Below are 23,583 nucleotides of genomic sequence, written 5' to 3' on the forward strand. Positions count from 1 at the left end.
GTACGTAACGCCCGCCCCCGCCGCCCCCGGACTTCCGCTCAGCCGGAGCGCGCTTCAGCCTTCCGCTCAGCCGGAGCGCGCTTCAGCGGCCGCCTCAGTAGGCGCGCGCGACAAAGGCGACGTTACCGGGCGCGTCATCGGCGTCCGGCACCGACCCGTCCTCGGCCACCAGACAGCGCACGGACACGGCCTGCTCGGCGAGCGCCGCCTCGCCCTCCGGCCCGAGGTCCGCCCACCGGATCCGCGCCCAGCCGCCGGCCGTCGCGGCCTCGGCGGCCTCCTCGACGGTCCGCACATCCGAGGTACGGGCCTCGCGCCGCTCCCGCGCCTGGCGCAGCAGCAGCGCCTGGTCCTCCTCCAGGACCTTCGGCAGCAGGTCGGGAAGGACGTCCAGCCGCACCGGCTCCTTGCCGCCCGGGATCCGCCGCGCCACCATCGCGGTGCCGCCCTCCAGATCGCGCGGGCCGACCTCGATCCGCACCGGAACGCCCTTGAGCTCCCAGTCCACGGCGCGGCGGCCGAAGGGGGTGTCGGTCCGGTCGTCGACCTGGACCCGCACCCCGGCCGCGGCGAGCCGGTCGCCGATCTCGCGGACCTTGGCCAGCACCGCCTCGTCCCCCTTGATGGCCAGCACGACGGCCTGCACGGGAGCCAGCCGCGGCGGAATGCGCAGCCCGCTGTCATCGCCGTGCATCATCACCAGCGCGCCCACCATGCGGGTGGTGGAGCCCCAGGAGGTCTGCCAGACCAGTTCCTGCTTGCCTTCCCTGGACAGGAACTGGGTGTTGAAGGCGCGGGCGAAGTTCTGGCCCAGCTCATGGCTGGTGCCCAGCTGCAGCGCCTTGCCGTCGCCCATCATCCCCTCCAGCGTGAGGGTGTTGATGGCGCCCGCGAAGCGCTCCTTGGCGGTCTTCCGGCCCAGGACCACGTCCATGGCCAGCACGTTCTCCATGAAGTCGGCGTAGACGTGCCGGTGGATGCGGGCGGCGAAGTCGCGGGCGTCCTCGTACGTGGCGTGGGCGGTGTGGCCCTCCTGCCACAGGAACTCGGACGTACGGAGGAACAGCCGCGGCCGCAGCTCCCAACGCACCACGTTGGCCCACTGGTTGATCAGCAGCGGCAGATCGCGGTAGCTCTGCACCCACTTCGCGAAGTACTCGTTGATGATCGTCTCGGATGTGGGCCGGACGACCACGGGCTCCTCGAGCTTCTTGCCGCCGCCGTGCGTGACGATGGCGAGTTCGGGGGCGAACCCCTCGACGTGCTCCGCCTCCTTCGTCAGATACGACTGCGGGATGAAGAGCGGGAAGTACGCGTTCTGGACGCCCTCGGCCTTGATGCGGGCGTCCATGTCCTGCTGCATCCGCTCCCAGAGCCCGTAGCCGTACGGTCGGATGACCATGGTGCCGCGCACCGGACCGTTGTCGGCCAGTTCGGCCTTGTTGATCAGATCCTGATACCAGCGCGGAAAATCCTCCGCCTGGGGGGTGAGAACGGGAGCTTTCGCCATGGCGCCGATCGTACGGCGACGGCGCGCGGAACCGTGAATTCATTTGGCGGGGGCATCAAGACGAGGGCCGGATCGAGCCCCCGGAAGAAGAGGGGGGCGCACAACGGGGGCACGCAAGCATGGCCGCGAAAGCTCTGGACGCGCGGACGGATGCGCAGTTCCCTGGCCTACGGGGGTGGATCGCGCGGCGCACAACGGTGGCAACAGTCTCCTGGGCTCACGCCTGCTCTCGTCGGATTGGGGCGCTTTCGATGACATCTACGCTCATACGGCGGCACCTTCCCCCGTACCTCTCCTCCCCCTCCGCGGCGGGCGCGGCGATACCCCGCGCCCGTGCCCGCGACTGGGCGGAGATCCAGGAACGGATGATGGTGCCGCTGTACGAGGCCGTGTACGAGCGGCTGGAGGTCGGCTCCGGGACCCGGCTGCTGGGCCTGGGCTGCGGTTCGGGCCTGGCCCTTCTGATGGCGGTGGCGCGCGGCGCCACCGTCTGCGGGGTGGACCCGGACGAGGAGCGCCTGGAACTCGCCTGTGAGCGGCTGCTCGCGGGCCCCGGCGCGCGGCCGGGCGGCGCACGGCCGGGCGCGCCGGGGGGCGCCGTACGCCTCGCCCGTCTGGCGGACGGCGGCCTGGGGAGCGTCCTGACGGCGGCGGGGGCCGGGAACGCGGCGCGGGCCGGCGCCGGCTTCACCATGGTCACCGTCTTCGAACCGCTGTCGGCTCTCGGGTCAGGAAGCGCTCTGCCGGAGCGGCTCGCCTCGGCCGCCGCCCTCGCCGAGCCCGGCAGTCCGGTCGTCCTGGCCGGATGGGGCCCGCCCGAGCGGTGCGACACCGCCACGGTGCTGCGCGTGGGCGCGCGGCTCGGCGACCCGATGCTCCCCCAGCCACCGCTGGGAGGCACCCCTTCCCCCGCGCGCTGGCAGCCGTGCGGCCGGGACGATCTGGAGCACCTGGCCCAGCGGGCCGGGCTGCGGCTCGACGGCTCGGGCCGGGTGGCCTGCCCCTTCGGGTACGCGGACGTGGACAGCGCGGTGCGCGGGCTGCTGTCGACCGGGCTGTTCGACGCGGCGGAGCGGGCCACGGACGCCACACAGGTGCGCAAGGAGATCGCGGAGGCCCTTCATCCGTACCGGCGCCAGGACGGCACGGTGTGGATGGAGAACGTGATGCGCTATCTGATCGCGCGGGCGTAAAGGCACTCGGGTGTGAGGGCCCGCGGGCCCCTCGGCCCGCCCGGCCCTCGCGCCCCGCTCAGCCCATGAACTTCTTGAACTCGTCGGGCAGTTCGAAGTCCTGCCCGCCCTGGCCGGCGGGCAGGCCGAACGCGCCGCCCGGCTGCCCGGCCTGCTCGCGCCGGGCCGCGGCGGCCTGCTCCTCGGCCTTGCGCTTCATCGGGTTGCCGGAGCGCTGCTTCCCCTTGGCCTTCTTCTGCTGCTTGCCCTTGCGCTTGGCGGCGCCGCCCATGCCCGGCATCCCCGGCATGCCGGGCATCCCGCCCTGCGCCACCTTCGACATCATCTTGCGCGCGTCGAAGAACCGCTCCACCAGGTTCTTGACCGCGCTGACCTCGACGCCGGAGCCGCGCGCGATACGGGCGCGGCGCGAGCCGTTGATGATGGTCGGGTCCTGGCGCTCGGCGGGCGTCATCGACTTGATGATCGCGGCGGTGCGGTCCACGTCCCGCTCGTCGAGGTTGTTGATCTGGTCCTTGATCTGGCCCATGCCCGGCAGCATGCCGAGCAGCTTGGAGATGGAGCCCATCTTGCGGACCTGCTCCATCTGCGCCAGGAAGTCGTCGAGGGTGAACTCCTTGGGGCCCTTCGCCAGCTTGGCCGCCATCTTCTCGGCCTCTTGCTGGCTGAAGGTCTGCTCGGCCTTCTCGATCAGGCTGAGCATGTCGCCCATGCCCAGGATGCGGGACGCCATGCGGTCCGGGTGGAACGCGTCGAAGTCGTCCAGCTTCTCGCCGTTGGAGGCGAACATGATCTGGCGGCCGGTGACATGCGCGATGGACAGCGCGGCACCGCCGCGCGCGTCGCCGTCGAGCTTGGAGAGCACCACGCCGTCGAAGCCGACGCCGTCGCGGAACGCCTCGGCGGTGTTCACCGCGTCCTGGCCGATCATCGCGTCGACGACGAAGAGGACCTCGTCCGGGCGGACCGCGTCGCGGATGTCCGCGGCCTGCTGCATCAGCTCCTGGTCGATGCCGAGGCGGCCGGCGGTGTCGACGATCACCACGTCGTACTGCTTGGTCGTGGCGAACTCGATCGAGTCCTGGGCCACCTTCACCGGGTCGCCCACACCGTTGCCCGGCTCCGGGGCGAAGACCGCGACACCGGCCCGCTCGGCGACCACCGAGAGCTGGTTGACGGCGTTGGGGCGCTGAAGGTCACAGGCGACCAGCAGCGGCGCGTGGCCCTGCCCCTTCAGCCACCGGCCGAGCTTTCCGGCGAGCGTGGTCTTACCGGCACCCTGCAGACCGGCGAGCATGATCACGGTCGGCGGCTGCTTGGCGAAGCGCAGACGGCGGGTCTCACCGCCGAGGATGCCGACCAGTTCCTCGTTGACGATCTTGATGACCTGCTGGGCGGGGTTCAGCGCCTGGGAGACCTCGGCGCCGAGCGCCCGCTCCTTGACCTGCTTGATGAAGGCCCGGACGACGGGAAGCGCGACGTCCGCTTCGAGCAGGGCGATACGGATCTCACGCGCCGTGGCGTCGATGTCCGCCTCGGAGAGGCGGCCCTTGCCCCGGAGGTTCTTGAAAGTCGCTGCGAGGCGGTCGGAGAGGGTATCGAACACGGTGGTCGCGAATCCTTCGGTCGGATGTCGGGTCGGCGGTCGGCCTCCAAGGGTATCCGCCCGCCGCCCGAACGGTCTGCCCCCGGGCCGGTGCCGCACACCACGGGCCCGTCCGCGGGGGCGCCGCGGGGCGCTACGCGCTCAGCGCCCGCTCGACCTCCTTGGCCACCTCCGCCGCGCGCATGGGCTGCAGCGGGGCGCCGGAGGCGTCCGTGACGTAGAAGGCGTCCACCGCGTTGGCGCCGAGCGTGCTGACGTGGGCGCTGCGCACCGTCACCCCCGCGTCCTCCAGGGCGCGGCCGATGCGGTGCAGCAGCCCCGGGGCGTCCTGGGCGCGCACCTCGATCACCGTGGCGAGCTGGGAGCTGCCGGGCGCGACGGTGACCCGCGGGGGCGGGGCGTGCACACCGCGGCGGCGGGGGTATCGGCGGTACGCGGCCTCGCGCTCCGCGAGCCGGGCGACGATGTCCAGCGACCCGTCCAGGGCCCGCAGCAGGTCCTTGCGCAACCGCGCGGCCTGCGGCAGCGAGCCGTACTCGGCGGCCACCCGCCAGCTCAGCAGCAGCACGCCGGGGCCCGGCTCGGAAGCCGGCCGGCGGGGCTCCGGCACGCCCGGCCCGGAGGGCTCGTCGCCCGGTTCGCCGGACAGCTCCCCGGCCAGTTCCCCCGGCAGCTCGACGGCGCGCAGGTCCGCCGCCCGTACGGTCAGCCGGTGCAGCGCCAGCACGCCGGCCGCCGCCGGCAGCACACCGGGCTGGTCGGGGATGGCGATCAGCAGCTCGACGCCGATGGCCTCCGAGCCCTGCTCCGCGCCCGCGGCGGCGTCCGGAGCGCCGAAGGCCGCGCCGCCCGCTCGGATGCCCGCGGCCTCGCCCGGCGGCAGCGCCTCCGAGCGCGCGTGCAGGGCCAGCACAGGGCCGCCGGTGCGCCAGGCCTCGACGGCCAGCCGCTCCTGCTCGGCGGTGGTCTGCTGGGGCGCGGAGGAGTCCGCCGCCGGCTCGCCGGCCAGGACCCCCGTGACCCGCTTGACCAGGTCGGCGACGAGCGAGCCGCGCCAGGCGCTCCAGGCCGCGGGGCCGGTGGCGAGGGCGTCGGCCTCGGTGAGGGCGTGCAGCAGCTCCAGGGTGGCTGTGGAGCCGACGGCCTCGGCGACCGAGCGCACGGTGGCGGGGTCGTCCAGGTCGCGGCGGGTGGCGGTCTCGACGAGCAGCAGGTGGTGGCGGACCAGCGTGGCCAGGACGGCGACGTCGGCGCGGTCGAAGCCGATCCGGGACGCCACGTCCCGGGCGATGGTCTCGCCCGCCACCGAGTGGTCGCCGGGCCAGCCCTTGCCGATGTCGTGCAGCAGCGCGGCGACCAGCAGCAGGTCGGGGCGGCCGACGCGGCGGCTGAGGGCGCTGGCCCGCACGGCGGTCTCGACGAGGTGGCGGTCGACGGTCCAGCGGTGCACGGGGTTGCGCTGGGGACGGCAGCGCACCCGCTCCCAGTCCGGCAGCAGCCGGGTGATCAGCCCCTCGGCCTCCAGGGCCTCCCAGACCGTGACGGTGGACTCGCCCGCGCCGAGCAGCGTGACCAGCTGCTCCCTGGCCTCGGGCGGCCACGGCACGGGCAGGGGCTGTGCGGCGGCGGCCAGGCGCCGTACGGCGTGCAGCGACAGCGGCAGCCCGGCCTGGGCGGCGGCCGCCGCGGCCCGCAGCGGCAGGACCGGGTCGCGCTCGGGGCGCGCGGCGCGCGCCAGCACCACCTCGCCGTCCTGCTCGACGACGCCCTCGGCGAGCGGGCTGCGCTCCCCCGCCGCGTCCGCGCCGCCGTACGACCCGCCGCCGCGCCCGCGGCCGCCGAGGAGGCCGCGCAGCCGCGGCCGGGCCGACCGGGCGCGCAGCACCCGCTCGACCTCGCGCCAGGTCACATCGCTCGCGTACGAGATGGTCCGGGCCGACTCGTACACCTGGCGCAGCAGGGTGTCGGCGTCCAGCAGGCCGAGCTCGGCGGCGACCTGGTCCTGCTCCTGCAGGGCGAGCCGGTCGGTGGCCCGGCCGGTGGTCAGGTGCAGCGCGTCCCGTACGTCCAGCAGCCGCCGGCGCGCCTCCGCGAGACCTTCGCGCGGGGCGTCGGCGAGCCAGGAGGCGGCGATGGCGCGCAGCGCCGTCGCGTCGCGCAGCCCGCCGCGCGCCTCCTTGAGGTCCGGTTCCAGCAGGAACTGCAGCTCGCCGTGGCGGTGGGCGCGCTCCTGGCACAGCTCGCGCAGTTCGGGCAGGCGCCCCGGGGCCCGGGCCCGCCAGTCGGCGAGCACCGCCGTGCGCAGCCCGGCGCTGAGCGCGGCGTCGCCCGCGATGTGCCGCGCGTCCAGCAGGCCGAGGTGGGCCTTCAGGTCCTCGCCCGCGGTCTTGCGGGCCTGGTCGGGGGTGCGTACGGAGTGGTCGAGGGCCAGCCCCATGTCCCACACCGGGTACCAGACGTGGTCGGCGAGGGTGGCGATGGCCGAGGCGTCCGCCGAGCCGTCGTGGAGCAGCAGCACGTCCAGGTCGCTGCGCGGGGACAGCTCGCCGCGCCCGTATCCGCCGACCGCCACGAGGGAGACGCCCTGGGCGATGCCGGCCTTCTCCGCCCCGCCGGCCAGCAGCGCGGCCAGCCACCGGTCGGTGAGCTCGGCGAGAGCGGCACGGCGCGGCGGCCCGGACCGCGACTCCTCTTGCAGAAGTCGCAGCCGGGCCGCCGCGTAGCCACCGGGCACCGAGTCGGCCGTCTCTGTCTTCGCCTCGACGCTGTCCGTCAACTCGGCTCCTTGATCACAGGGAGGGACGTCCGGGGGTGGATTCCTCAGAGCGCGTCCGGACCGCGCTCGCCGGTCCGGACCCGCACCGCGGTGTCGACGGGGACGCTCCACACCTTGCCGTCCCCGATCTTGCCGGTGCGGGCCGACTTGACCACGACCTCGATGAGGTCGTCGGCGTCGTCGTCCTCGACCAGCACCTCGATGCGGACTTTGGGCACGAGGTCGACGGTGTACTCGGCGCCCCGGTAGACCTCGGTGTGGCCGCGCTGGCGGCCGTAGCCGCTGGCCTCGGTGACGGTCAGGCCGTGGACACCGAAGGCCTGCAGGGCTTCCTTGATCTCGTCGAGCCGGTGCGGCTTGACGACCGCGGTGATGAGCTTCACGCGTCCACCTTCTTGTTGTGCGGCGCACCCGCGCCGGCCTGGTCCTGGATGGAGGCCACCGTATGACGCCCCACGTGGGAGGTGCCGACGGCGCTGAAGTCGTAGGCCGTCTCGGCGTGGTAGGCCTGGTCGAGGCCGCCGACCTCTTCGTCTTCGCTTGCCCGGAGGCCGATGGTGACGTCGATCGCCTTGGCGAGGATCCAGGAGACGACGAACGAGTAGATCAGGACCGTGAAGGCGCCGAGCGCCTGCTTGCCCAGCTGGTCCAGGCCGCCGACCCCGTCGGTGGCGAGGAGGCCGACCAGGAGGGTGCCCAGGATGCCGCCGATCAGGTGCACGCCGACCACGTCGAGCGAGTCGTCGTAGCCCAGCTTGTACTTCAGGCTGACCGCCCAGGAGCAGACGACGCCGGCGACGAGGCCGATGATGATCGCGCCCCAGGCGTTGACGGCCGCGCCGGAGGGGGTGATGGCGACGAGGCCCGCGACGGCGCCGGAGGCCGCGCCCAGCGTGGTGAAGGCTCCGTGCCGGACGCGCTCGTAGGCGAGCCAGCCGAGCATCGCGACGCCGGTGGCGATCTGGGTGTTGAACGCCATGTTGGCGGCGGTGCCGTTGGCGGCGAGCGCGGAACCGGCGTTGAAGCCGAACCAGCCGAACCACAGCAGGCCGGAGCCGAGCATCACCAGGGGCAGGTTGTGCGGCCGCATCGGGTCCTTCTTGAAGCCGATGCGCTTGCCGAGGACCAGGGCGCAGGCGAGACCGGCCGCACCCGCGTTGATGTGGACCGCCGTGCCGCCCGCGAAGTCGATCACTTCCTTCTTGAACAGCCAGCCGTCGGCCTGCCAGACCCAGTGGGCTACCGGGAAGTAGACGACGGTGACCCACAGGGTGATGAACAGCGTCCAGGCGCCGAACTTGACCCGGTCGGCGACCGCACCACTGATCAGCGCGGGGGTGATGACCGCGAACATCAGCTGGAAGAAGGCGAAGGCCAACACCGGGATCGCATCGGGCTTGGTGCCCCACAGCGACTCGGGGTTGATGCCCTTGAAGCCGATGTGGTCCAGGTTGCCCAGCAGCCCGCCGCCGATGTCGTCACCGAAGGTGAGGGAGTAGCCGAACAGCACCCACAGGAGGCTGACGACACCCAGGGCGATGAAGGACATCATCAGCATGTTCAGGGCGCTCTTCACCCGGACCATGCCGCCGTAGAAGAAGGCCAGGCCGGGGGTCATCAGCATCACGAGCGCGGCGCTGATCAATACGAATGCGGTATTTGCGCCATTCAATGTGGACGTCTCCTCGGGATGACGGCCCGTGCGGGCAGAACTTCGGTGGGCCGGTTTTCGCCACGAGGTTGACGCAGCGCCGTTTCAGTCGATGCCGCTCGATGTTTCACGGCAGTGACGAAGGGCGCGGAAGTGTTACGCGCTGATGAACTGGTACTGGACGGCCGGAAGGCCTGGTTACCGTGTCGCAACCCGTCTCAAGCGTGGACGGGTGGGCTCAGACGGCCCGGACGGACTCCGCCGCCTCCGAGGAGTCGGGCAGGTGGTCGGCAAGCCGCTCGCCGAGCTGGACGACCTCCGGGACGCTCCCGAAGTCGCGGATCGCGGTGTCCACGGTCTTGCGCAGCCGGTTGCTGACCCGCTCGGAGCGCACCCGCCGGGCGAGCGGCAGGGCCTTCTCGGCGACCGCCGCGCACTCCTCGGGCTCCTTCTGCAGGAGGTGGACGGTGGCCAGCCCGATCAGGTTCAGCGCATACGAACGCTGGTGCCCGCCCTCGTCGGCCGTCTCCTGGCCGAAGAGGTCGACGGCGCGGCGCATCACGGGGTCGGCCAGCTTGGCGTAGGTGGGGCTGCGGCCCGCGACATAGGCGAGGTCGCGGTAGGAGTGCGCGTTCTCCGCGTTGAGCTCGGCTTCGGAGAAGAAGCCGATCCAGTCCGGGTCCCCGTCGCCCGCGGCGGCTTCGGCGAAGGTGTCCTCGGCCATCTTCACGGCGCGGTGGCACTTGCTGGGCTGGCCCATATTGGCGTACGCCCGGGCCTCCATCGCATACAGCATGGCCTGGGTCCGCGGCGTCGCGCTCTCCCGGCTGCCGTACTGGGCGAGGTGGATCAGCTCCAGCGCGTCCTCGGGCCGCCCCACATGGATCATCTGACGGCTCATGCTGGAGAGGATGTACGAGCCGAGCGGCCGGTCCCCGGACTCCTTGGCCGCGTGCAGGGCGAGGACGAAGTACTTCTGCGCGGTCGGCTGCAGCCCGATGTCGTAGCTCATCCACCCGGCGAGCTCGGCCAGCTCGCCCGCGACCTTGAACAGCCGCTTGGAGACCCGCTCGGGGTGCGGCTCCTGCAGCAGGTCCGTCACCTCGTGGAGCTGGCCGACCACCGCCTTGCGGCGCAGCCCGCCGCCGCACTGGGCGTCCCACTTCCGGAACATCACGATGGTCGACTCGAGCAGTTCGAGCTCGGGCTCGGAGAGCCGGGAGATCCGCCGGGAGCGGCCGGCGTCCGGCTGGGTCCGGCCGTCGGGCCGGGCGGAGGGCGAGGGCACCAGCCAGCGCTGCATCGGCTCGATGAGGGCCGGGCCGGCCGACAGCGCGAGCGAGGTGCCGAGGAAGCCCCGGCGGGCGAGCATCAGGTCGCTGCGCGAGAACTCGCCGATCAGCGCGACCGTCTCCGGACCGGCCCAGGGCAGGTCCACCCCGGACACGGACGGTGACCGGTGGGCTGTGCGCAGCCCGAGGTCCTCGATCCCGACCACACAGCCGAAGCGGTCGGAGAACAGCTCGGAGAGAATCTGCGGAATCGGCTCGCGCGGCTGCTCGCCGTCGAGCCAGCGGCGCACCCGTGAGGTGTCGGTGCTGATGTGGTGGGCGCCCAACTGACGTGCTCTGCGGTTGACTTGGCGCGCGAGCTCGCCCTTGGACCAGCCGCTGCGCACGAACCACGAACTCAACTGCGCGTTGGGACGCTTGTCAGCACTGCCGCTGCTGTCGCCCACTGGAACGCCCCCATCCCACGATTCCGCTCGCACCGCGACCAGAATGCCGTCTGTCACGGTCAGTTGTCCCCGCGATCCGCCGCATCAATCGCGGGAGACGGGGGGTCATGCACTGAAAGTAATCTTACGATCACGCCCCCGGCGAGGAAGTTCGCTAAAACGCCACCATTCGCCACCCCTTCGAATGAACGCCACCGGCGATTCACACGATTCACTTGACACCGAACGACCAGAACCAGCGGAAACAGGTGGAGGGGTGCCTACCGGGGCGCGCGCCCAGCGTCTCACCACCCTCTGCACCACGCTGCACCACGACGCACCGCCGCACCGCAGCCCCCGCGCCATATCCGGCTACGGAGCGCGAGTGCACGGCGCCACTGCGTCATTCGGCTCGTAACCATCGGCAGGGCGACCCGTTGGAGGGGGCATGGGCTTCACGATCGGCGGCATCCGGGACATGCGGCCAGGCTCGCGGCGGCGCGGCCGTACATCCGAGTGCACGACGGTGGCGGAGTACACCGGCCTGTGGGGGTGGGACGTGGTGCCGGGCGCCCGGGCCACCCGCGGCGCGGGCGGCAGCAGAAACGAATGTTCATGTGGTGAGGCCGACTGCGCCGCCCCCGGCGCCCACCCCCTCGCCTTCGCCTCCGCCGTCCCCGCGAGCGCCACGCTCGACGACGCGACGGCGGCCTGGGAGGAGGTCCCCGGGGCCGCGGTGCTGCTGCCCGTGGGCAAGTCGTTCGACGTCCTGGAGGTCTCCGAGCAGGCGGGCCGGCTCGCCCTGGTCCGGCTGGAGCGCATGGGGCTGCCGCTCGGCCCGGTGACCGCCACACCGCGGGGGCGCGCCCAGTTCTTCGTCGCCCCGGGTGCCGCCGATCAGCTGCCGCAGCTGCTCTACCGCATGGGCTGGGACGACGCCGATCTGGACCTGCGCTGTCTGGGGCCCGGCGACCACATCACCGCCCCGCCCAGCGACCTCGGCGGGCTCGGCCCGGTCCGCTGGCTGCGCCCGCCCGTGCTCGACACCGCGGGCAACCCCCCGCACGCGCGGCTGCTGCTGGGCACGCTGGCGTACGCGGCCCACCGCGCGGGCGGCTGAAGGCAACGGCCGTTCCCGGCCGCTGAGGCAGCGGCCGGGGGCGCGCAGGACCGAGCCGCACCGTCCCGAAGGCACCACCGGAAACACCCCCCACAAAACGCTTCGGGCGCCCGAGACATCTCGGGCGCCCGGAGCGGAGGGGGCGGAGTGGATCAAGGGATCGGCCCGTCAGTCGCCGATCAGCGCGTCGACGAAGGCCTCCGGCTCGAACGGCGCGAGATCGTCCGCGCCCTCGCCCAGGCCCACCAGCTTGACCGGTACGCCCAGCTCCCGCTGGACCGCGATCACGATGCCGCCCTTGGCGGTGCCGTCCAGCTTGGTGAGCACGATGCCGGTGATGTCCACGACCTCCGCGAAGACCCGCGCCTGCACCAGGCCGTTCTGCCCGGTGGTGGCGTCGAGCACCAGCAGCACCTCGTCCACCGCGCCGTGCTTCTCCACGACCCGCTTGACCTTGCCCAGCTCGTCCATCAGGCCGGTCTTGGTGTGCAGCCGCCCCGCGGTGTCGACCAGCACGACGTCCGCGCCCTCGGCGATGCCCTCCTTGACGGCGTCGAAGGCGACCGACGCCGGGTCGCCGCCCTCGGGGCCCCGGACGGTGCGGGCGCCCACCCGCTCGCCCCAGGTCTGCAGCTGCTCGGCGGCGGCCGCGCGGAAGGTGTCGGCCGCGCCGAGGACCACCGACTTGCCGTCGGCGACCAGCACCCGCGCGAGCTTGCCGGTGGTGGTGGTCTTACCGGTGCCGTTGACCCCGACGACCATGACGACGCCCGGCTTCTCCTCGCCGTTCGCGCCCACGCCGCTCTCGGTGTGCACGGCGCGGTCGGCCTCGGTGCCGATCAGCTGGAGCAGTTCCGCGCGCAGCAGGGCGCGCAGCTCCTCGGGGGTACGGGTGCCCAGCACCCTGACCCGCTCGCGCAGCCGCTCCACCAGCTCCTGCGTCGGCGTGACGCCGACGTCGGCGGTCAGCAGGGTGTCCTCGATCTCCTCCCAGGTCTCGTCGTCCAGGTGTTCCCGCGACAGCAGGGTGAGCAGGCCCTTGCCCAGCGTGGTCTGGGAGCGGGAGAGCCGGGCCCGCAGCCGCACCAGCCGGCCGGCGGTGGGCTCGGGCACCTCGATCGCGGGCGCCTCCGGCTGTGCGGGCACGGCGGGCGCGGGGGGCGCCTCGGTGACCGACAGATCCACCTCTTCGATGGTTCTGCGCGGTTCCTCGAGTGTGGTTTCCGCATCCTCGCCGACCTGCGGCTCGGCGGGCGGCGCGGTGACGGACGGACTGCTCGGCGGGGGCGGGGGCAGCCGCTTCTTCTTACGGCTGCCGATCACGAGCCCGCTGACCGCGGCGAGCGCGATCACAGCGATGACTACAGCAAGGATGACTTGTTCCATAACGCACCCAGTATCAGCCAACGGGCTGCGGGGAGTCATTCACCTCCCAGCCCTGCCTCACGGGCCCGGACGATCGCCTGGGCGCGATCGCGGACCTGCAGCTTGGCGAAAATGGAGCCCACGTGGTTACGCACGGTCTTGTCCGTGACCACCAGCCGCTGGGCGATCTGGCGATAGCCGAGCCCGCCCGCGAGCAGTTCCAGGACCTCGCGCTCCCGGGCGGTGAGGGTGGGGAACGCCTCCTTGGCCGAGGCGGTGCCGAAGGAGCCGAGCAGGGTGCCGAGACGCTCGGCCATGCGGGGGCTGAAGACCGCGCCGCCGCGCGCCACGGTGTGCAGGGCGCGCAGGATCTCGTCGCGGCCCGCGCCCTTGAGGAGATAGCCGCGGGCGCCGGCGCGCATGGCCGCCAGCAGGCTGTCGTCGTCCTCGGACATGGTCATCACGACCACACGGGCCTCGGGGTGGGCGCACAGGATCCGCCGGGTGGCCTCCGTACCGGATCTGCCGGGCAGCCCGAGGTCCATCACCACCAGGTCGGGCTCGGTGCGCCCGGCCTCGGCGACCGCCTCCTCCGCGGACGCGGCCTGGCCGACCACGGTGAACGCGTCGTCCAGGTTGACCGCGGCCGCCAGCCCCTCGCGGAAGAGCGGATGGTCGTCCACGAGCAGTACGCGCCACCGCGGTGCTCCCGCCGCCGCTGTCACCGGCCCGGCCCCTCTTCTCGGCGGTCTCCCTCGCCACGCTCGCCGCCGTGCTCCCGGCCTCGGCCGCGGCGGTGCTCCTGCGGTGCGGTGGACACGGCCGCCTCATGGACGGCGTTCGCAGCGTCGGCCCCAGGGTGCTCGGGCGGCTCGGCCTCCCCCGGCCCGGTGAGCGGCAGGATCGCGTGCACCACCGTGCCCGTCGCGGATCCCGTCACCGAGCAGGAGCCGCCGATCTCCTCGGCGCGCTCCGCCACGGAGGCCAGCCCGACGCCGGGCACGGCGCCGCGCCGCAGCCCGCTCCCGTCGTCGACGACCTTGACCTCGAGCGTGTCGGGGCCCGCGGTGAGCTCGATCCGGACCTGCCGGGCCCGCGCGTGCCGCACCGCGTTGGTCAGCGACTCGGCGGAGATCCGGTACGCGGCCGTCTCCACGCCGGGTGACAGCGGCGGCAGCGCGGTGGGGCGGGTGGCCACGGTCACCCGTGGCCCGGCGCCGCCCAGCCGCCGCCCCAGGTCCCGTACCGCCTTGGCCAGACCGCGCTCGGCCAGGGCGGCGGGGGCGAGGCCCGAGGTGATCCGCCGCACCTCGACCAGGGCCTCGGCGAGGGTCTCGGCGGCCTCGCGCAGCTGGTGGCGGGCCGGGTGCCCGGGCGGGCAGGTGGTCTGCGCGATGTCCAGGCGCAGCCGTACGGCGGCGAGCTGGGGGCCGAGGCCGTCGTGGATCTCCCGTCGCAGCCTGCGGCGTTCCTGCTCGCGGGCGAGCACCAGCCGCTCCCGGGCGGCCTGGGCCTCCTCGGTCAGGCGCAGGGCGGCGAGCGCCGGGGCCGCCTGGTCGGCGAGCAGGGAGAGCAGTCCGCTGTCCCGCTCGGCGGGGGTGCCGAAGCCGTCCCGGGCGACTTCGAGGCGGCCGACCGTACGGCCGTGGTGGCGCAGGACGAAGGCCTGGACCGGGCCGGTGAGCGGCGCTCCGGCCGCGGCCAGCCGCCGGGGTCCTGACCGGGTGTCGACGCTGACGGCGGCGCCCGCGACGCCGAGGTCCTCGACGGCGCTGCGGCAGATCTGCTGGGGCACCTCGCCGGGGTGGGGCGCCTGCTGGAGGCGTACGGCCAGGGCGCTGGCCGCCTCGTGGGGGCGGGCGCGCGGCCCGTAGAAGGCGCGCTCGACGCGCAGGGTCAGCCAGCGGGCGGTCGGCCGCAGGGACCAGCCGAGCAGCAGGGCGCAGCCGACGGCGGTGCTGATCGCCCCGCCGCGCAGGGAGGGCAGTCCGGCCTGCACGGCGACGACCGCGCAGACGACGACGGCGGCGAGAGAGGTGAGGACGAAGGCGCGGGCGAGGCGGTGACTGGTGACGCGGTCCAGGCGCCATATACCGGTGCGGGCGACGCCCAGGCAGATCGCGGCCGCCCAGACGGCGCTGCCGACGGTGCGCGCCACGATGGTGGGCATGCCCTCCGCCCACTCGGACAGCAGCAGGAAGACGCAGGCGGGGTAGGCGGCGGCGAGCAGGGCCCAGTTGCGCCGCTCGGCGCTGCGGGCGACGGCGGCGCGGCAGCACAGCGAGCCCGTCACCACGGCGGCCACGGCGCGCAGCACCCACTCCTCGGCCGTCGCGTAGTGCTCGAGGTGGCCGAAGGCCCACTGACCCCAGGCGGTGGCGAAGAAGGGGTTGGCCGCCGAGCCGACCATCGGCTCGCTGACCAGCCAGAGGGCGGCGTAGCCCAGCCAGTACGCGGAGGCGCCGACGCTCATCGCCCACCACTGCCACCGCCGCTGGGAGCCGCGCGGGAAGAGCCACAGCGGCAGCAGGAGGACGGTCAGCGGGCGGCAGGCGATCCCGGCGGCCGAGATCAGCAGCTGGACCACGGCGCCCGCCGACCCCAGGTCGGCCAGTCCCAGCAGGTCGGCGGCGGCCGAGGGCAGCAGCCACAGCGCCCCGGCGACCAGCAGGACGCTGCCGTAGCGGCGGGCGGAGCGCTCGGCCAGCAGGAGCACCCCGACGCCGAGGACGGGGATGCCCACGGCGACGCGGGTGAGCACGGCGGTGCCGCGCGGCTGCGGGTAGGACAGGGCCAGCCATTGGTCGTTCACCCGCAGCAGCCCGGCCAGCCAGCCGGCGAAGACCACCACGAACAGGGCGGAGACTCCGCCGGCGGCCTGCACGGCGCGGTCCTTGGGCTGGACCGCGCGCCTCATCCCATCCCGGAGCCCCGGGTCGGGGCAGGGGCCGAGACCGGGCTCGCGGCCGGAGCCGGGGCCGGGCCGGCGGTACGGCTCCCGCCCCGGCCCCTGACCCACAGCGTGATGTAGTTGTCGCTGTGGCCCGGCCGGCATTTGTACTCACTCCACTTGTGGGTCTCGACCCCGTTCCGGCCCGCCTTGCGGCAGGCGCTGGTGGTGTCGAAGTGCCCGGCCTGCCGCCATGCCGCTCCCTGGGCCGCGGCGGCGGGCGCTGCCGGGGCGGTCCCCACGACGGCGCCGGTGAGCAGGGCGAGCGCGGTCATCACACGGGGCCGGCGGGTCCGGGATGGGGTCATCTGGCCACCTCCTTGGTTCTCCGGTCCGAGCACTACCCGCGGTGGGGCGGGTGAAGTGTGCGCGGGCCCGGGCCCACCCGAACCGGTGACTGACCCGCACCCGCGTTCCGGCCCGCTGTCCGCGTCGGGCTGATCCGTTCCGTTGGGCTCACCCGTCACCACACCAGCAGCAGGATGGCGACGGCGATGGACTCGGCCTCGATGTAGGGCACGCCGAACCGCATCAGGGTGAGCATGATCGGCTTGGCCGACCAGATCTCGAGGGTTTCCAGGAAGTAGCCGAGCCGGTGGGCGTAGCGGCGGACCATGGCGGTCTCGCGCGGCCCGAGCCGGACGAGCAGTTTGGCCAGCAGGTCGCCGCCGTGGTGCAGGGCGACGGTCAGCAGCCGCTGCCGGATGAGCTGTGCGTCGGCCGGGGCGGCGCCCGCCGTGCCGAAGAGTGCCGTCTTGGCCGCTTCGAGCTGCGCGGTGTCGCCGGCGGCGCGCCGCACCCGGATGACCAGGTCGTCGATGTCGGGTCCGGTGATGGCCGGTTCCCCCGTCGTGATCGTCATGCGCCCCTCCTTTTTGTGTCCGCGCGGCGGCGGGGAGTCGAGGCCCGGGGCACCGGGCCTGCCTCTACCGTCAGCCGCCCTGTGTCCCAGGCGCATGAGTCATCCGCCCCGCCCCTGCCCACGGCAGCCGCTTCCCTGTTTATTTGACGGCCCGTCAGTTAACGTGCCCTCGCCCGCACACCGCCCAGGGACAGAAGGGGGACCGTCATGACCGTCACGGTCGTACGGCTCAATCTCGTCGATCCCGATGCCACGCCCGAGTCCCTGTCCCGGCGCTACCGCGCGGCCGTCGAGATGGCCGCCTTCGCCGACGAGCAGGGCATCGACACCGTGCAGACCGAGGAGCACCACGGCGCCGCGAACGGCTGGCTGCCCTCCCCGCTGACCTTCGCCGGTGCGGTGCTGGGCGCCACCCGGCGGATCGCGGTCACCGTCTCGGCGCTGATCGCCCCGCTGTACGACCCGCTGCGGCTGGCCGAGGACATCGCCGTGCTCGACCTGGTGAGCGGCGGGCGCCTGGTCACGGTGGCGGGCATCGGCTACCGGCCCGAGGAGTACGCGGGGCTCGGCAGGGAGTGGAAGCGGCGGGGCGCGCTCCAGGACGAGGCGCTGGAGACCCTGCTCGCGGCCTGGACCGGCGAGCCCTTCGAGTACCGGGGCCGCACGGTGCGGGTCACCCCGCGCCCGTACACCCGGCCGCATCCGACACTGCTGGTCGGCGGCAGCTCCAAGGCCGCCGCGCGCCGCGCCGCCCGGCTGGGGCTGCCGTTCTTCCCCAGCGCCCATCTGCCGGAGCTGGAGGCGTACTACCACGCCCGGCGGGCGGAGTACGGGACGCAGGGCTGGTGCGTGATGCCCGCCGCGCGGACGTCCCTGCTGCATGTGGTCGAGGACCCGGAACAAGCGGAGCGGGCCTGGGCCGAGTTCGGCCCGCATCTGCTGCACGAGGCGCGGATGTACGACTCGTGGCAGTCGGGCGGGGGTGTCCACTCCGCCGTCCGCTCCCACGCCGAGGATGTGGCGGCGCTGCGCGGTGAGGGCGTGTACCGCGTCGTCACGCCCGAGGAGTGCGTGGCACTGGCCGAGGAGGGCGGGGACGCGGCGAGCCTGGTGCTGCATCCGCTGTGCGGCGGGATGCCCGTGGAGGAGGGCTGGCGCTCGCTGCGGCTGTTCGCGGAACGCGTTCTGCCCCGCCTCAAGAAGTGAGACGGGGCAGAACCCTTTGAAGGGCGAGGAGGGGCCGGCGGGGGGTTAGCCCATCTCCTCCAACGCCTTGCCCTTGGTCTCCGGCACCCACTTGAGGATGAAGGGGATCGAGAGCGCGGCGAAGACGGTGTACATGATGTACGTCGCCGACAGGTTCCAGTCGGACAGGCTCGGGAAGCTGGCGGTGATGGCCCAGTTGGCGATCCACTGCGCGGAGGCGGCGACGCCCAGCGCGGCGGCGCGGATCTTGTTCGGGAACATCTCGCCGAGCAGCACCCAGACCACCACGCCCCAGGAGAGGGCGAAGAACAGGACGAAGGCGTGGGCCGCGATCAGGGCGAGGACGCCCTGGGCGTGCGGAAGCTTGCCGTCGACCAGGTGTGCCGAGAAGGCCCAGGCCACCAGCCCCAGCGAGACCGCCATACCGGCCGAGCCGATCAGCGCGAGCGGCTTGCGGCCGATCTTGTCGACGAAGACCATCGCGATGACGGTGCCGATGATGTTGATGATCGACGTGGTGAAGGAGTAGAAGAACGAGCCGCTCGGGTCCACGCCGACGGACTGCCACAGCGTCGAGGAGTAGTAGAACGCCACGTTGATGCCGACGAGCTGCTGGAAGACCGAGAGACCGATGCCGATCCAGACCACCGGCAGCAGCCCGAACCGGCCGCCGAGCAGGTCCTTGAAGGTGGACTTGTGCTCGCTGCGCATGGCCTGCTCGATCTCGGCGACGCGCGCGTCGAGGTGGCTGCCCGAGCCCTCGACCTCGGCCAGGACCTGCTTGGCGCGGTCGGTCTTGCCGACGGAGATCAGGAATCGGGGCGACTCGGGGATGGCGAAGGACAGCAGTCCGTACAGCACGGCCGGGACGACCATCACGCCGAGCATCCACTGCCAGGCCTCGATGCCGCCGATCCTGCCGCGCTGGTCGCCGTCGGCGAGGTTGAGGATGCCCCAGTTGACGAGCTGGGACAGGGCGATGCCGATCACGATCGCGGCCTGCTGGAAGGAGGCCAGCCGGCCCCGGTAAGCGGGCGGGGCGACCTCGGCTATGTAGGCCGGGCCGATCACGGAGGCCATGCCGATGCCGATACCGCCGAGCACCCGCCATACGGCGAGGTCCCACAGGGCGAAGGGCAGGGCCGAGCCGACGGCGCTGATGGTGAACAGCACGGCGGCGATCTGCATGACGCGGATCCGGCCGATGCGGTCGGCCATCCGTCCGGCGACGGCGGCGCCGATGGCGGAGCCGATCAGGGCGATGGCCACGACCTGGGCGAGCGCGGCGGAGCCGATGTCGTAGCGGCCGCGGATGGCCTCGACCGCTCCGTTGATCACCGAGCTGTCGTAGCCGAAGAGAAAGCCGCCCATCGCGGCGGCGGCGGTGATGAAGATGACACGGCCGAGGGGGGCCGGCCGGGCCTGGCGGCCCGCGGACCCCTGTGCCTGCACGGTGGTGGTCAACGTGAACTCCTGTGGCCATCCGGCAACGCTGCCGGACGTGGGGGGCCTTCCAGCAGGGTCGGCCGGACGGTCGGCCACCACTTGAAGGTAAAAGCGACGTTGCCGAGACTATGCCTTCAAGTTTCGAAGTCAATAGGATGTGACGAAGCAGTCGCCACAGGTGGATTGAGCGCCTTCGAAGGTGGTTGATCAAATGACTTCAAGTGTTGAAGCGCTTACCGCAGCCTCTGGCTGATGACCTTCGAGACCCCGTCGCCCTGCATGGAGACCCCGTACAGCGCGTCGGCGACCTCCATCGTCCGCTTCTGGTGGGTGATCACGATCAGCTGGGAGCTCTCCTGCAGCTCCTCCATGATCCGGATCAGCCGCTGCAGATTGGTGTCGTCCAGCGCCGCCTCGACCTCGTCCATGACGTAGAACGGGCTCGGCCGCGCCTTGAAGATCGACACCAGCAGCGCCACGGCGGTCAGCGACCGCTCCCCGCCGGACAGCAGCGACAGCCGCTTGACCTTCTTGCCCGGCGGCCTGGCCTCCACGTCCACGCCCGTGGTCAGCATGTTCTCCGGGTCGGTGAGCACCAGCCGGCCCTCGCCGCCCGGGAACAGCCGCGAGAAGACGCCCTCGAACTCACGCGCCGTGTCCCGGTAGGCCTCCGTGAACACCTGCTCGACGCGCTCGTCCACCTCCTTGACCACCTGCAGCAGATCAGCCCGCGTCTTCTTCAGGTCCTCCAGCTGCTCGCTCAGGAACTGGTGCCGCTCCTCCAGCGCCGCGAACTCCTCCAGCGCCAGCGGGTTGACCTTGCCCAGCTGCTGGTACGCGCGCTCGGCGGCCCTCAGCCGCTTCTCCTGCTGCGCCCTGACATAGGGCACCGGCTGATTGCGCGGGTGTTCGGGGTCCTCCGGCAGCACCTCGCCCTCGGCGGGCGGGGACGGCGGCACCAGCTGGTCCGGGCCGTACTCGCCGATCAGCCCGGCCGGCTCGACGCCCAGCTCCTCCAGCGCCTTGGTCTCCAGCTGCTCGATCCGCAGCCGCTTCTCCGCACCCAGCACCTCGCCCCGGTGGACCGAGTCGGTCAGCTTGTCCAGCTCGCTCTTGAGCTCACGCCCGTGGTTGCGCTCGGCGACCAGCTCGCGCTCCCGCTCCACCTTCGCCCGCTCGGCCGCGTCCCGCTCCTGCTCGGCCCGCACCAGCGAGACCTCGACATGCGCCAGCAGCTGCCGGGCGCCCGAGGCCACCGCCGAGGCCACGGTCGCCTCATGCCGCAGCCGCGCCCGGCGCTGCTCCGCACGCGCCCGCGCCTCGCGCTCGGCGCGCGCGCCCCGGTCGAGCGCGTCCGCCCGCCCCGCGAGCCCCTTGACCCGCTCCTCGTGCGTACGGACCTGCAGCCGCGCCTCCATCTCGGTCTGCCGGGCGTTCGCCCCGTCTGCCGCCAGCCGGTCCCGTACGGAGGTGTCCGGCTCCTCAGCCCCTCCTTCACCAAAGGTGGCTTCCTCCTCGGCGACGACCAGCCGCTCGGCCAGCTCCTCGGCCTCCTCCGTTGCCCTGGTCAGCGCCTCCTCCGCCTTGGCCGCCGCCGCGGTCATCCGCTCGGCCTCGCCCGCCGCGGCCCGCGCCTGCCCGGCCAGCCGCCCCAGCGACTGGGCGACCTGCGACTTCTCCCGGTCGGCCGCGCTACGCCGGGCCGCCAGCTCCTCGACCCGCGCCGCGCACTCGGCCCGCCGCTCCGCCGCCGCCTGCTGCGCGTGGGTGAACTCCTCGCACCGCACGGCGAGCTCCTCCAGCTCCGCCGCCGCCTCGTCGACCGAGGCCTGCACCTCCAGCAGACTGGGCGCCCCGGCGGACCCGCCCTGGGCGAAGTGCGCCCCGAGCAGATCGCCCTCGGCGGTCACCGCCGTCAACTCCGGCCGCCGCCCGACCAGTTCCTCGGCGTCCTCCAGCGTCCGGACCACCACCACGTCCCGCAACAGCCACCGCACGGCCGACAACAGCCCCGCGGGCCCGCCCACGAGCTCCGCCGCTCGCGGTACCCCGGCGTCGCCGCCCGGCCCGGCCACCTCGGCCACCGGCCCCGTCCGGCCCTCGTCGCCGCCGGCCGCTTCCGTGGGCTCGCCCGGTCTGGCGCCCGGAACCGTGTCCGCGTGCGCCCGCCGGCCGTCCGCGCCGCCTTCGGCGGGGTGCGGTACGCGTACGGGGCCGAGCTGTCCGACCGTCGGGCCGCCGGGCACGCCAGGCGCCGCGGCCCCGGACACGGAGCCGTTCGTCTCGACCGGTCCGCCGGCCGACGGCACCGCGGCCCGGGCGTCCAAGGGCGACCCGGACGAGGCGGAGTCGGCGCGGGCGGCCGCCGGGGCGCCGAGCAGGAGCGCCGCGCGGCCCGCGTCCTGCTTGCGGAGGAGACGGATGGCCTCCGCCGCGGTCCGGGGGTCCTCGACGGCGATCGCGTCGGCCGCGGCGCCCAGGGCCGCCGCCACGGGGACCTCGAAGCCGGGGGCGACCGTGAGGAGTTCGGCGGCCGGGCCGAGGAGGCCGGTCAGCCGGTCGGCGGAGTCGAGCAGGGCGCCCGTGCCGTCCTTTCGGCGCAGGCCCAGGGCCAGCGCGTCATGGCGGGCGGAGGTCGCGGCGCGCTCGCGCTCGGCGGCGGTCAGGGCCTCACGGGCCGCCCGGTGCGCTCTCTCCGCCTCGGACAGCTCCCGCTTGGCGGCCTCATGGCGCTCCGCCAGTTCCGCGTCGCCGGCGTCCAGCCCGTCCACCTCGGCCTGGAGCTGTTCGTACTCCTCCTGCGCGGTGGCCGCCCGCTGCCGCGCCTCGTCGCGGGCGGCGGCCAGCCGGTCGATCTCGGCCCGGGCCGAACCCGCCCGGCCCCGGGCGGCGTTCACCTGGCCCTGCAGCCGGGCCAGCCCCTCGCGGCGGTCGGCGATGGCGCGCGCCGCGTCCTTCAGCCGGCGCTCCTCGAGCGCCAGCTCGCGCTCCAGTTCGGCCCGGTGTGCGACGGTGTCGTCCAGCGCCCGGCTCGCCGCCTCCAGCGCGGCCTCCAGCTCCGCCTCCTGCTCACGGATGCGGGCCGCCTCACGCTCCATGTCCTCCGGGTCGCGGCCGCGCCGCTCCTCGCCGGGGGCGGTCGTGGCGCTCTTGACCCGGGCGTCGGCCAGGCTGATCGTGCCGCGCACCCGCTCGGCGAGCTGCGAGAGCTCGTACCAGGTCTGCTGGGCGTCCCGCAGCCGCGGCGCCAGCTGCCGGACCTGCTCCTCCAGCGCCGCTTCCCGCTGCTGCGCGGCGCGCAGCTCGGCCTCGGCGGCCTCCTTGCGCTGCTTGAGCGCGGCCTCGTCGGCGATCTCGGTCCGCAGCGCCTCGCGCATGGTCACCAGGTCGTCGGCGAGCAGCCGCAGCCGGGCGTCGCGCAGATCGGCCTGGATGACGGCGGCCCGCCGGGCGACCGCGGCCTGCCGTCCGAGCGGCTTGAGCTGGCGCCGCAGCTCGTCGGTGAGGTCCTGGACGCGGGCGAGGTTGGCCTGCATGGCGTCGAGCTTCCGCAGCGCCTTCTCTTTGCGCTTGCGGTGCTTGAGGACGCCCGCGGCCTCCTCGATGAAGGCGCGGCGCCCGGTCGGGTCGGCGTGCAGGACGGAGTCGAGCTGGCCCTGGCCGACGATGACGTGCATCTCGCGGCCGATGCCGGAGTCGGAGAGCAGTTCCTGGATGTCCAGGAGCCGGCAGGTGTCCCCGTTGATCTGGTACTCGCTGCCGCCGTTGCGGAACATGATCCGCGTAATGGTGACTTCGGCGTATTCGATGGGCAGGGCGCCGTCGGAGTTGTCGATGGTGAGGGAGACCTCGGCGCGGCCGAGCGGGGGGCGGCCGGTCGTCCCGGCGAAGATGACGTCTTCCATCTTTCCGCCGCGCAGCGACTTGGCGCCCTGTTCCCCCATGACCCAGGAAAGCGCGTCCACGACATTGGACTTGCCCGAACCGTTGGGGCCGACGACGCAGGTGATGCCCGGCTCGAAGCGCAGCGTCGTGGCGGAGGCGAAGGATTTGAAGCCTCGGAGGGTCAGGCTCTTGAGATGCACGCCTTTGGACTCTACCTCCCGTGCCTCACCGGGCACCGCCCATCGGCCGTGGCGCCGCGAGGTCACCGCTGGCGTCTCTCGGCCCCTCTCGGCTTC

General features: G+C 73.3%; 16 protein-coding genes. 3 read left to right on the top strand and 13 right to left on the bottom strand.

Annotation, left to right across the window (positions count from 1 at the left end):
- Positions 1–94: 94 nt before the first annotated feature.
- Complete coding sequence (gene proS / locus ACFZDL_RS15445) at positions 95–1,510, bottom strand: proline--tRNA ligase (RefSeq protein ID WP_353595341.1); 1,416 nt, start codon at positions 1,508–1,510, stop codon at positions 95–97.
- 251 nt (positions 1,511–1,761) lie between these two features.
- Between proS and ACFZDL_RS15450 the strand changes: the two genes are divergently transcribed.
- Positions 1,762–2,703 carry an SAM-dependent methyltransferase gene (locus ACFZDL_RS15450; RefSeq protein ID WP_353595342.1) on the top strand — a complete coding sequence of 314 codons (942 nt, stop codon included), beginning with the start codon at positions 1,762–1,764 and terminating at the stop codon, positions 2,701–2,703.
- A 58-nt stretch (positions 2,704–2,761) separates the two neighbouring features.
- On the opposite strand, the gene ffh is transcribed toward ACFZDL_RS15450, so the two are convergent.
- The 5 genes from ffh to ACFZDL_RS15475 all read right to left on the bottom strand — a co-directional run bounded on the left by ffh (position 2,762) and on the right by ACFZDL_RS15475 (position 10,474).
- Positions 2,762–4,309, bottom strand: a complete 1,548-nt coding sequence (ffh, locus tag ACFZDL_RS15455; RefSeq protein ID WP_353595343.1) for a signal recognition particle protein — start codon at positions 4,307–4,309, stop codon at positions 2,762–2,764.
- Between the two features lie 133 nt (positions 4,310–4,442).
- Positions 4,443–7,085, bottom strand: coding sequence for a [protein-PII] uridylyltransferase (locus ACFZDL_RS15460; RefSeq protein WP_353595344.1), 2,643 nt, complete (start codon positions 7,083–7,085; stop codon positions 4,443–4,445).
- Positions 7,086–7,129: 44 nt separating this feature from the next.
- Complete coding sequence (locus ACFZDL_RS15465) at positions 7,130–7,468, bottom strand: P-II family nitrogen regulator (protein ID WP_089510916.1); 339 nt, start codon at positions 7,466–7,468, stop codon at positions 7,130–7,132.
- Entirely contained in the window at positions 7,465–8,757 is a 1,293-nt protein-coding gene (locus ACFZDL_RS15470) for an ammonium transporter (RefSeq protein ID WP_353595345.1), read from the bottom strand. Before ACFZDL_RS15470 ends, ACFZDL_RS15465 begins: the two co-directional genes overlap by 4 nt.
- A gap of 217 nt (positions 8,758–8,974) precedes the next feature.
- Positions 8,975–10,474, bottom strand: a complete 1,500-nt coding sequence (locus tag ACFZDL_RS15475; protein WP_353595346.1) for a hypothetical protein — start codon at positions 10,472–10,474, stop codon at positions 8,975–8,977.
- A gap of 427 nt (positions 10,475–10,901) precedes the next feature.
- On the opposite strand from ACFZDL_RS15475, the gene ACFZDL_RS15480 reads away from it, so the two are divergent.
- The gene (locus tag ACFZDL_RS15480; protein ID WP_353595347.1) at positions 10,902–11,573 is read left to right on the top strand and encodes a bifunctional DNA primase/polymerase; all 672 of its coding nucleotides are present in this window, start codon (positions 10,902–10,904) and stop codon (positions 11,571–11,573) included.
- A 168-nt stretch (positions 11,574–11,741) separates the two neighbouring features.
- Here the strand turns inward: ACFZDL_RS15480 and ftsY are convergent, their stop codons facing one another.
- The 5 genes from ftsY to ACFZDL_RS15505 form a co-directional block, all read right to left on the bottom strand.
- Positions 11,742–12,959 (bottom strand): signal recognition particle-docking protein FtsY, encoded by a 1,218-nt coding sequence (gene ftsY / locus ACFZDL_RS15485; protein WP_353595348.1) that lies wholly within the window; start codon positions 12,957–12,959, stop codon positions 11,742–11,744.
- A 35-nt stretch (positions 12,960–12,994) separates the two neighbouring features.
- Positions 12,995–13,663 (bottom strand): response regulator transcription factor, encoded by a 669-nt coding sequence (locus ACFZDL_RS15490; protein WP_353595349.1) that lies wholly within the window; start codon positions 13,661–13,663, stop codon positions 12,995–12,997.
- Positions 13,660–15,855 (bottom strand): histidine kinase, encoded by a 2,196-nt coding sequence (locus ACFZDL_RS15495; protein ID WP_353595350.1) that lies wholly within the window; start codon positions 15,853–15,855, stop codon positions 13,660–13,662. The genes ACFZDL_RS15490 and ACFZDL_RS15495 overlap by 4 nt, the downstream gene beginning before the upstream one ends.
- The gene (locus ACFZDL_RS15500; RefSeq protein WP_353595351.1) at positions 15,852–16,196 is read right to left on the bottom strand and encodes a hypothetical protein; all 345 of its coding nucleotides are present in this window, start codon (positions 16,194–16,196) and stop codon (positions 15,852–15,854) included. Before ACFZDL_RS15500 ends, ACFZDL_RS15495 begins: the two co-directional genes overlap by 4 nt.
- Before the next feature lie 155 nt (positions 16,197–16,351).
- Positions 16,352–16,750: a hypothetical protein gene (locus ACFZDL_RS15505; protein WP_353595352.1), complete on the bottom strand. Its 399-nt coding sequence runs from the start codon at positions 16,748–16,750 to the stop codon at positions 16,352–16,354.
- Between the two features lie 207 nt (positions 16,751–16,957).
- Here ACFZDL_RS15505 and ACFZDL_RS15510 point away from each other — a divergent pair, with 207 nt between their 5' ends.
- Positions 16,958–17,956, top strand: a complete 999-nt coding sequence (locus ACFZDL_RS15510) for an LLM class flavin-dependent oxidoreductase (protein ID WP_353595353.1) — start codon at positions 16,958–16,960, stop codon at positions 17,954–17,956.
- A gap of 45 nt (positions 17,957–18,001) precedes the next feature.
- Here ACFZDL_RS15510 and ACFZDL_RS15515 read toward each other — a convergent pair whose 3' ends face one another.
- Positions 18,002–19,420 carry a sugar porter family MFS transporter gene (locus ACFZDL_RS15515; RefSeq protein ID WP_353595354.1) on the bottom strand — a complete coding sequence of 473 codons (1,419 nt, stop codon included), beginning with the start codon at positions 19,418–19,420 and terminating at the stop codon, positions 18,002–18,004.
- A gap of 215 nt (positions 19,421–19,635) precedes the next feature.
- Entirely contained in the window at positions 19,636–23,487 is a 3,852-nt protein-coding gene (locus ACFZDL_RS15520; protein ID WP_353595355.1) for an AAA family ATPase, read from the bottom strand.
- Positions 23,488–23,583: the final 96 nt, after the last annotated feature.

The organism is Streptomyces sp. NPDC007917, from assembly GCF_042959105.1.
Classification (GTDB): Bacteria; Actinomycetota; Actinomycetes; order Streptomycetales; family Streptomycetaceae; genus Streptomyces.